Below are 9522 nucleotides of genomic sequence, written 5' to 3' on the forward strand. Positions count from 1 at the left end.
GTGAAAGCGGACACGCGACCGGTCCGGTACACCACCTGGGCCAGGGTCTCGTCCAGAATCGTCGCGACGATACCGCCGTGGACGACCCCGGGAAACGACGGCACCCGCTTACAGCCGCGACAGCGACGCGGTCGCGAACAGCGCGTCGCGGATCGCCTCACGATCCCCCTTCTGGCCCGCCGCCGCCTCCTGCGGCGGCACGTGGCCCGCGGCCAGCCGGCAGAACTCCACGCCGTCGAGCGCGACATGGGCCACCTCGCCCTCCGGTGAGGCGAGCGCTCCGGGGGAGTCCAGCGGGACGTACCAGTGGCCGCCGCCGCTGCCCTCGACCTCCAGGTGCAGGGTGCGGCCGGGGCTGCCCGCCGCGACCAGGGCCCGGGGCGGCGGTGCGAGGCCCGCGCGGCGGCGCCCGGCGATGGCGTCCGGGAGCAGCCGGACCGCCAGGCCGATCATGTGGTGGAGGTGACCGGCGGCCGGTGGGGCGTACGGGTAGTCGACCGCCTCGGCGATGTCCCCGGCGTGCACCCAGCACTCGAAGGCGCGCTCCACGAAGGAGTCGCGCAGCGGCAGCTCGAACGCGCCGTAGGAGACGGCCGGACCGGGCTCCTCGTCCCCGGTGAAGGACACGCTCCGGATGAGGGCGTGAGCCTGGTCGCGCCACGCGGAGCGCACCGCTCCGGGGGCCCGCCCGGCGGGGCGGGCGCGGTCCATGGCCCAGAACGCCTCGGTGCGGTCCGTGGGCGCGGCGGGCGCCCCGGGGCCCAGCGGGTCCGGGAGGCCGAAGGCGGCGGAGAGCAGGCTGTCCACCGCGGTGAGGTGGCCGATCACCGCGGCCACCGTGCTGTCGCGCCCCACGGCCCGCTGCCCGTCGAACCACTTCAGGCGCACCGGCGCCCGCCACTCCGCCTCGCCGATGTCCCGCAGCAGGGCGTCCAGGCGGGCGGTCTCCGCGTCGTAGGGGGCGGCCCAGCCGGGCACGGGGATGCGGGCGGGGCGGCGGCCCAGGCACGCGGTGAGGACCCGGGAGCGCAGCTTGGGGTCGAGATCGAGGTTGTCCTGGGGGTGCAGCAGGGCGACGGCGTCCCGCAGCCGGACGGCTTCGTCCGCACAGCTCGCGCAGTCGGTCAGGTGCTCCTCGACGGCGGCCGTCTCCTCGCCGGAGCAGGCGGCCAGCGCCCAGGCGCCGAGCAGGGACTTGAGGACCTTGTGGGTGGGGGCGGCGGGCGGGGCTACCGCCTCCGGGTCGTTCGGCATGGTCGCGTGCGCCGTGTTCTCGTGCGGGGTGGACCCGGGCGGGCCGGACGGCCCGGGGCCGGGCGGAGGTGCCGCGGTCCGGTCCGCCCAGTGCGGCGTGTCCTCGGCCGGGGGTCGCTGCGGGGGTATGGAGATGCGGGGCGGCACGCCCCTGGGCTCCTCACCGGCGCCGTCGCGCCCTCCCATCCCGCTCATCGCGCGCCTCCGTGCCGGGGCGGCGGGGCCGTGCGGGGGCCGTGGTGGGCGGTGGAGAGCAATTGGAGCCCGAGCCGCAGGCGGCGTCGCGCCTCGTCCTCGGTGACGCCGAGGTCGGCGGCGGCCTGGCGGTAGTCGAGGCGGCGTAAGTAGGCGAGGTCGAGCGCGGCGCGTAAGGGGGCGGGCATGGAGGTGACGATGTAGTCGGCGCGGGCGGCGGCGGAGGCCGCGAGCACCTTCTGTTCGACTTCCTCCGGGGTGCCGGCGTCGCTCTGCGTCCGGCGTAGCCGGTCCACCGCCTGACGGTGGGTGAGGGTGGCGATCCAGGAGCGCAGCGAGCTCTGCTGGGGGTCGTAGGCGCCGGGGTTCTCCCAGACGTAGCCGAAGACGTCGCGGGTGACGCGGTCGGCGGCCGTCTCGTCGTCGAGGACGCGGTGGGCGAGGGTGTGGACGAGGGAGGCGAAGCGGTCGTAGAGCTCGCCGAGCGCCGCCGCCTCACCGTGCGCCAGCCGCTGCTGCATCCTGCGGTCCCAGCGCGGTGGTGCCTCGGTCGCCATGGTTCCCCTCCCTGCCCGCCACCGTGCGCGCGGTCCCGCGCACGGCGCGCCGCTCTGTCTTTCGAATGTAGTCGGACGGTCCGACAACGCAGTCGCCTTTGCGGCAAAGTCGGTGGGGATCGGCGGCGGATGGTATTGCCACCGTCACGTTCCGCACCGCTAAGCGATCGTTATAGATCGTAAGTGCGCGAATGTGCCGATGTGTTATGCGGGTGTGACCGTATCCAGGAGAATTCGGGGTGCGAGCTGGGCATAGGCTCGATGGGGGCCGGTGGCCACCGCTGAGTTTCACCGGGAGGCGGTCGGGCAGCCGCAACCGAGGAAGGGTCCGTTCCGGGAAACGAGTGACCGAGCGAAGGGGCTTCGAGCACGTGACGTTGAAGGTGAAGGACGCCGAGCGGGGGGACTGGGCAGTCCTCCGGGTCTCCGGTGAGATGGACCTGGTGACGTCGCCGGTGGTCCGGCAGCGCGTGCACGACGCGGTCGCCGACGGGCGGCGCAGTCTGGTGCTCGACCTCGCCGAGGTGCGCTTCTGCGACTCCAGCGGCGTCGGCGTGCTGATCGCGGCCCGCCGTCTGATGCGCTCCTGCCAGGGCCGGCTGCGGCTCATTCTGCCCGCGCAGGGCGCGGTCGACGGCTCGCACGTCAACCGCGTGCTCGCGGCCCTCGGGGTGCGCCGGCTGTTCGAGATCTACCCCGACCTGGCCGCGGCCACCCACGAGCCCCAAGAAGACCCCAAGCCCCTCTCCGCCTAGCCCCGCCCCACCCGGCCCCCTCACCCCGCCCGGACGCTTCGTCTCACCCCTCGCGCGGAAAACCGGCCCGGACGACGAAGCCGCCGTCCCCCGTCCCGTGCGCCTCCAGCGTCCCGCCCAGACTCTGCGCCCGCTCGCGCAGCCCCACCAGGCCGTGGCCGCCGCCGGGCAGATCCGGCACCGGCACGGCCGCGTCCGGCGGCCCGTTGCGGACCTCCACCAGCAGCCCCGCGGCCCCTCCCGCCGCCGTCTCGGCGACCCGCACCCGCACCCGCGCGCCCGGCGCGTGCTTGCGCGCGTTGGTCAGCGCCTCCTGCACGGTGCGGAAGGCGGCGCGCTCCACCGCCTCGGAGCGTTCCGCCGCCGGGTCGCAGGCGCTCTCGTACGTGACGTCGAGCGCGCTCATCTCGATCAGCCGCGGCAGGTCGGCCAGGCTGGGCTGCGGGGTGAGCTCCTCGGTGTCGGCGCCGGCCGCGCGCAGGATGCCCACCATGTGGCGCAGCTCCTCCAGGGTGCGCACCGACAGCTCGCGGATCCTGCGGGCCCCGTCGCGGGCCTGGTCGTCCGCCGTGCTGATCTGCACGGCACCGGCCTGCAGGCTGATGAGGCTGACCTGGTGGGCGACGACGTCGTGCATCTCCCGGGCGAGCCGGGCGCGCTCGGTGGCCAGCACCTGTTCGGCCAGGAGCCGGTCCTCGCGGGCGCGGCTGCGGGTCAGCTCGTCCAGCCGGGCGGCGAGTTCGCGGCGGGTCCGGGTGAGCAGGCCGAGGGCGACGGGGGTGGCGGCGGTGACACAGGCGTCGACGAGCTGGAGGCCCGACTCCCGGCGGTCGGCGAGGGAGAAGGCGGAGATCGGGTACGGCAGGAAGTGCGCGGCGGCCAGCAGCACCGCGCCGGCGGCGAGCAGCCGGCGGTCGGTGCGCCGGGTGGCGACGGTGTACAGCGCGATCATCGGCGCGAACCAGATGTAGCCGATGTAGATGCCCGGCAGGGTGGCCGCGTAGACGGTGAGGGGGAACCGCCGCCGCCACAGCAGCGCCAGAGCGGCGATCAGCGAGACCGCGAGGTCCAGGCCGAAGCCGGGCCCGTTGACGAGCAGCGCGTCCACGACCGCGAGCAGGACGGGCACGACGACGGGCACCGCCCGCCGCACCGCGGCGGGCACTCTCATCGCGCACCCTCGGCCCGGCCGACGGCGGGACGGCGGCCCGGGCGGGGGCCGACCAGCCCGGCGCGGTCGGCGACGATCGCCGCCTGGACGCGGTTGAGGCCGCCCAGCTTGGCCAGCAGCGCCCGGACGTGGTCCTTGACGGTGCTGGGCGCCAGGCCCATCCGCTCGGCGATCTGCGGGTTGGCCAGGCCCGCGCCGAGGTGGGTGAGGACCTCGCGCTCGCGCGGGGTGAGCGCGGACACCGCCTCGGCGGCCTTCGTCTCGGCCTCGGAAGCGAGGTAGCCGCCGATGACCGCGCGGGTCACCCCGGGGTCCAGCACGCTGCCGCCCGCCGCGAGGGTCCGCACGGCCTGGACGAGCTGTTCCGGATCGGTGTCCTTGAGCAGGAAGCCGGTGGCGCCCTCGCGCAGGGCGGCGGCGAGGTACTCGTTGGCGTCGAAGGTGGTGAGCATGGCGACGGCGGGCGGCCGGGGCAGGGTGCGCAGCGCGGCGAGGACGGTCAGCCCGTCGACGTCCGGCATGCGGATGTCGAGCAGGACGACCTCGGGGGAGCAGGCCCGCACGGTCTCCACGGCGTCGCCGCCGCCGCACTCCGCGACGACCTCGATGTCCGGGGCCGTGCCCAGGATCATCCGCAGCCCGGACCGGACGAGCTGTTCGTCGTCCACCACCGCAACACGGATCACCGACCGCTCCCTCGTCTTCTCCCCGGGTGCCGTCGTGACCGGGGCACCGCCGTTCTCCAGCCTGCCGCACCGGTCCGACAAAAACGGAGTGTGGCGCTCCACCCTCGGGGCGGTCCCACCCCCGCCGATCGGCGGGGGTGGTCCGGGACCCACGGCGGATTCCGCTTGCGTGCCCCGACCGGCAGAGTGCTCCATGCTGCATCATGCCGGGGGCCACCCCCGAACGCCGGTCGCACACGGCGCGCCAGCGCCCGCGCGCACCGGCCTCGCCCCACCCGGGCGTGCGGCAGCACACGGACGGACCGCCGCGTCCCCCACAAGCGGCGGCCTGTCCGTGTCTCTTCTTTGTCTCTTCTTTCAGCCGGGACGGTTTTTCGGCAGGGATGAGTTCTTCAGCCGGGGCGGCTTTTTCAGCAGGGACGACTTCTTCGGCCGGAACGGTTTTTCGGCGGGGACGGTGGCCCGGGGCCTCAGACCGGTGGTGCCGTCGGCGCCGGGCCCAGGGTCGTCGTGCCCGGGGCCGCGCGGTGGCCCAGGCCGGTGCGGTACGCGTCCAGGGCCGCGTCCGTCCGCCCCGTGCGCCGCAGCAGGTCGCCCAGCAGCCGGCACAGGTCGGCGAGGTCACCCGCGGCGCCCGTGCGCTCCAGGAGGGACAGGGCGGCGCAGTAGTGCTCCTCCGCCGACTCGGTGTCCCCCCGCTCCTCCGCGATCAGCCCCAGCAGCCGGTGCGCGCCGCCCGCGTGGACCGCGCCGCGCTCGGCGCCCAGCGCCGAGGGGGCGAGCAGCGGGCTCAGCAGCGCCTCCGCCTCGGCCGCCTTGCCGCGCCGCCGCAGCACGTCCGCCAGCTCCACCTCCACCTGCACCGTGAACAGTGCAGCCCGCTTGGACGCCAGCATGTCCCGGGCCGTGCGCAGCTCGCTCTCGGCGCCCTCCAGATCGCCGTCCTGGGCGCGGACGTAGCCGCGCATCCAGTGGCAGTGGGCCAGCTCGGTGCGGATGTGCAACTGCTGGTAGAGCTGCTGGGCCCGGGCCAGGGAGGCGTCGGCCTCGGGGATGCGGCCCTCGGCGATGAGGGTGCGGGCCACGCCCCGGTGCATGCTCGCGACGAGCGCGGGGTCGGCGACCTGCGGGGCGAGGGCGAGCGCCAGCTCCGCGGCGTGGGAGGCCCGGGCGTGGGCGCCCATGTCCATGTAGGGGGCGATGGAGGCGGTGTACAGGAGCAGCAGCGCGTCCGGGTCGTGCAGCCCGGAGGCGTTCAGCTCGTCGACGGCGGTCTCCAGCAGGTAGCAGGCGTAGCGCAGTTCGCCCGCGAGGAGGTGGGCCGTGGCCCGGCCGCGCAGGGCGGGGACGCGGCGCGGCAGGGGCTCGTCGGCCAGGAGCTGTTCGGCGGCGGCGAAGCGGTCCCGGGCCTCGGTGAGGTCCCCGGCGTCCAGGGCGCAGTCGCCGAGGCCGAGGAGCGCGGTGGCCTGCTCGGGCCCGAGGCCGAGCTCGACGGCCTCCTCGTACAGGGCCGCGAACAGGGCGGCGGCGTCCTCGGCGGCACCGGTGGCCAGGGCCCGCCGGGCGTCGGTGAGCCGCATCCGCAGCTCCGCGGCCAGCTGGGGGGAGCGGCCGGTTCTGAGCTCGTCGACGGTGATGCCCAGGCGCTCGGCGAGGTGGCGCAGCGCGGTGTCGGACGGGCGTACCTTGCCCGCCTCCAGGGTGGAGACGTACGCCGCGGTGTAGGCGGGTTCGGCGAGCTGTTTCTGGGTGAGGCCCAGCTCCGTGCGCAGCCGCAGCACGCGCCGGCCGATGTCGGCGGGCTCGCCGGCCCGTATGCGGTGGGTGCTGTTCTCGGCCACTGCTGCCCCTCGGTTGGTAACGCCTTTGACTATCGCCGTAAAACGCCCCGCGCGGCGCCGGAATGGTCCGCTTCACGCCGGACGAACCGAACAACGCCGAACGAGCCGATCGAAGTCGAACAAACTCATCGGACAAGCCGACTTCTGCGCCGTTCACGTGATGATGGAGCCATGCCACAGCACATCGGACAGAGGGCCGCCGGGGCGGCGGTCTTCCGCCAGCCGGGACTCCTCCTCACCGACCACCACTTCGACGTACCGCTCGATCATCAGGATCCCGGTGGCGAACACATCCGCCTCTACGCCCGCGAAGTCGTCGCCACCGGCCGGCAGGGCGACGACCTGCCCTGGCTGCTCTACCTCCAGGGCGGCCCCGGCTTCGCCGCAGGCCGTCCGCTCGGCCGGGAGAACTGGCTCGACCGCGCCCTGGACGACTACCGCGTTCTCCTCCTCGACCAGCGCGGGACCGGACGCTCCACCCCGGCCGACCGGCAGACGCTGCCTCTGCGCGGCACCCCGGCCGAACAGGCCGACTACCTCGCCCACTTCCGCGCTGACGCCATTGTCCGCGACTGCGAGCTGATCCGGGCCCGGCTGACCGGCGGCCGGCCGTGGACGGTCCTGGGCCAGAGCTTCGGCGGCTTCTGCGCCGTCACCTACCTCTCGTACGCCCCCGAAGGGCTCGCGGAGGTCCTGATCACGGGCGGGCTGCCGTCCCTCGACGCCGACGCGGACACCGTCTACCGGGCCGCCTACCCGCGCATGGAGCACAAGAGCCTCACCCACTACGCCCGCTACCCCGGCGACGAGGAGGCCGCCCGGCGCATCGCCGCCCACCTCGCGGAACGCGAGGAAGTGCTGCCCGACGGGACGCTCCTGACCGTGGAGGCGTTCCAGCAGCTCGGCATCCTCCTGGGCACCGGTGACGGCTCGCACCGGCTGCACTACCTCCTGGAGGACGCCTTCGTGGACACCCTCGCGGGCCCCCGGCTCTCCGACACCTTCGCCGAGCAGGCCGCGGCGGTCCTCTCCCGCGCCCACTGCCCTCTCTACGCAATCCTCCACGAGGCCATTTATGCCCAGGACGGGCGGCCGACGCACTGGTCGGCCGAGCGGGTCCGCGCGGAATTCCCGCAGTTCGACCGGCCCTTCGAACCGGGCGCGCGCTTTCTGTTCACGGGGGAGACCGTCCACCCCTGGATGCTGCGCACCCACCCCGCCCTGCGCCCCTTGCGCCACACCGCCGAACTCCTCGCCGAACGCAAGGGCTGGACCCCCCTCTACGATCCCGACCGCCTCGCCCGCAACACCGTCCCCGTCGCCGCCGCGATCTACCACGACGACCTCTACGTCGACACCGCGCACTCCCTGCGGACGGCCCGCGCCATCGGCGGCCTGCGCACCTGGGTGACGGACGAGTATGAGCACGACGGGGTGCGGGCCGGGGGCCGCGCGGTGCTGGACCGGTTGCTGAGGCTGGTACGGGACGAGGCGTAGCCGCCCGGTCACCCGCGTTCGCCTCCCGCACGCGCTCGCGCCGCATCCATTGCCCGGGGTTCCTCCAGCCTCTACGTTAAGCGGCGCCTTAACGCGACTTGACTCACCACTTACACAGCGGTGGGTCACGGGAGGACCCCCCATGCGCAGACGCATATCCCTCGCGGCCGGTGTCGCCCTCACGGCGACGCTGGCCGCCACTCTCACCACGACAGCCTCCGGCGCCACGCCGACACCTGAACGCACCCAGCACGTCGAGTACTTCACCGGCCCCGACGGCCACCCCCGACACACCACCGTCCACGCGTCCCCCACCCCGGCCCGTCCGCTGCGTCCGTCGGCCGCCGGTGACGGGGCCGTGACGCCGCTCGTCACCAACGGCCCGGTCGGCAGCACCCTCGATGTCGTCGTCATCGGCGACGGCTACACCGCCGACCAGCAGGACGACTTCCACGCCGACGCCCGCGCCAAGTGGGCGAAAATCTCTGCCGTCGAGCCGTACGCCTCCTACGGCAGGCTCTTCAACGTCTGGGCGGTCGACGCCGTGTCCAAGGAGTCGGGCGTCTCCGGCGACCCCGCCCGGGGCGTCGTACGCGACACCGCTCTGCGGTCCGGGTTCTTCTGCGACGGAATCGAACGTCTTCTGTGCGTCGACACCGGCCGGGTCGAGTCCTACGCGGCGAAGGCACCCGCCGCCGATCTCGTCGTGGTGCTGTCCAACTCCACCAAGTACGGCGGCGCGGGCTACAACGACGTGGTCTCACAGGTCGGTTACGACGGCATCGCCACCGCCTCCTCCGACCACGCGAAGTCCGACCAGGTCGCGGTGCACGAGATGGGCCACTCCCTCGGCAAGCTGGCCGACGAGTACCAGTACGACGAGTACGGCACCTACACCGGCCCCGAACCGGCGGACGTCAACACCTCCAAGCTCACGGCCGCGCAGCTGACGGCCCAGCGGAAGAAGTGGTTCCGCTGGGTCGGTGAACCCTCGCCGGACGGTGGCCCGGTCGGCGCGTTCGAGGGCGGCGGCTACTACCCCAAGGGCCTCTTCCGGCCCACCGAAAATTCTCTGATGCGCACCCTGGGGCAGGAGTTCAACCTGCCGGGCCGCGAGGCGATGATCGCGGGCTTCTACCGTCACGCGAGCGTGCTGAGCAGCGATACCGCGGCCGGTGGCCCGGTGCGGCGCGGGGAGCGGATCACGGTCCGGCCGGCCGCCGCCACGGTGACCGTGCGCTGGTACGTCGACGGGCGTGAGGCGTTCGCGGCCCGCGGCCGTACGAGCGTCACTCCGCGGTCCCTGGGCGTCCCGGCCGACGGCCGCCGGCACACGGTGACGGCCAGGGCCGCCGACACCACGGGCGCGGTCCGCGACCCGGGCCTGAAGGAGCGCCTGACCGGTTCACTGAGCTGGCGGGTCGTGCCTTAGGCGCCCCCAGGGGGTGAGTTCCCCCCCCCGGACGGGGGGGGGGGTGGGGGGGGGCGGCCCGGCCCCCCCCCGCCGGGGCGGGGGGGGCCCCCCCCCCGCGCCCCGAAACGGCGGGGGGGGGGGGAGAGGTGGAG

8 protein-coding genes are annotated in these 9522 nt (G+C 74.4%); 3 read left to right on the forward strand and 5 right to left on the reverse strand.

Features of this window, described 5'->3' with window-relative positions:
- Positions 1-108: 108 nt before the first annotated feature.
- Entirely contained in the window at positions 109-1449 is a 1341-nt protein-coding gene (locus tag ABZ951_RS32720) for a maleylpyruvate isomerase family mycothiol-dependent enzyme (RefSeq protein WP_344095406.1), read from the reverse strand.
- Positions 1446-2006, reverse strand: a complete 561-nt coding sequence (locus tag ABZ951_RS32725; RefSeq protein ID WP_344095408.1) for a sigma-70 family RNA polymerase sigma factor — start codon at positions 2004-2006, stop codon at positions 1446-1448. The genes ABZ951_RS32720 and ABZ951_RS32725 overlap by 4 nt, the downstream gene beginning before the upstream one ends.
- A gap of 371 nt (positions 2007-2377) precedes the next feature.
- Between ABZ951_RS32725 and ABZ951_RS32730 the strand changes: the two genes are divergently transcribed.
- Positions 2378-2761, forward strand: a complete 384-nt coding sequence (locus ABZ951_RS32730; protein ID WP_344095410.1) for an STAS domain-containing protein — start codon at positions 2378-2380, stop codon at positions 2759-2761.
- Positions 2762-2804: 43 nt separating this feature from the next.
- Here ABZ951_RS32730 and ABZ951_RS32735 read toward each other — a convergent pair whose 3' ends face one another.
- From ABZ951_RS32735 to ABZ951_RS32745, 3 genes are all read right to left on the reverse strand, one after another.
- Positions 2805-3932: a histidine kinase gene (locus ABZ951_RS32735; protein ID WP_344095412.1), complete on the reverse strand. Its 1128-nt coding sequence runs from the start codon at positions 3930-3932 to the stop codon at positions 2805-2807.
- Complete coding sequence (locus ABZ951_RS32740) at positions 3929-4618, reverse strand: response regulator transcription factor (protein WP_344095414.1); 690 nt, start codon at positions 4616-4618, stop codon at positions 3929-3931. The genes ABZ951_RS32735 and ABZ951_RS32740 overlap by 4 nt, the downstream gene beginning before the upstream one ends.
- Before the next feature lie 470 nt (positions 4619-5088).
- Positions 5089-6459 carry a helix-turn-helix domain-containing protein gene (locus ABZ951_RS32745; RefSeq protein ID WP_344095416.1) on the reverse strand — a complete coding sequence of 457 codons (1371 nt, stop codon included), beginning with the start codon at positions 6457-6459 and terminating at the stop codon, positions 5089-5091.
- A gap of 171 nt (positions 6460-6630) precedes the next feature.
- Between ABZ951_RS32745 and ABZ951_RS32750 the strand changes: the two genes are divergently transcribed.
- Together ABZ951_RS32750 and ABZ951_RS32755 are read left to right on the forward strand one after the other, a co-directional pair.
- Positions 6631-7956, forward strand: coding sequence for an alpha/beta fold hydrolase (locus tag ABZ951_RS32750; RefSeq protein WP_344095418.1), 1326 nt, complete (start codon positions 6631-6633; stop codon positions 7954-7956).
- Between the two features lie 142 nt (positions 7957-8098).
- On the forward strand, positions 8099-9388 hold the full coding sequence (locus ABZ951_RS32755) for a M64 family metallopeptidase (RefSeq protein WP_344095420.1): 1290 nt from the start codon (positions 8099-8101) through the stop codon (positions 9386-9388).
- Positions 9389-9522: the final 134 nt, after the last annotated feature.

Source organism: Streptomyces sp. NPDC046215, from assembly GCF_040646215.1.
GTDB classification, from domain to species: Bacteria; Actinomycetota; Actinomycetes; order Streptomycetales; family Streptomycetaceae; genus Streptomyces; species Streptomyces stramineus.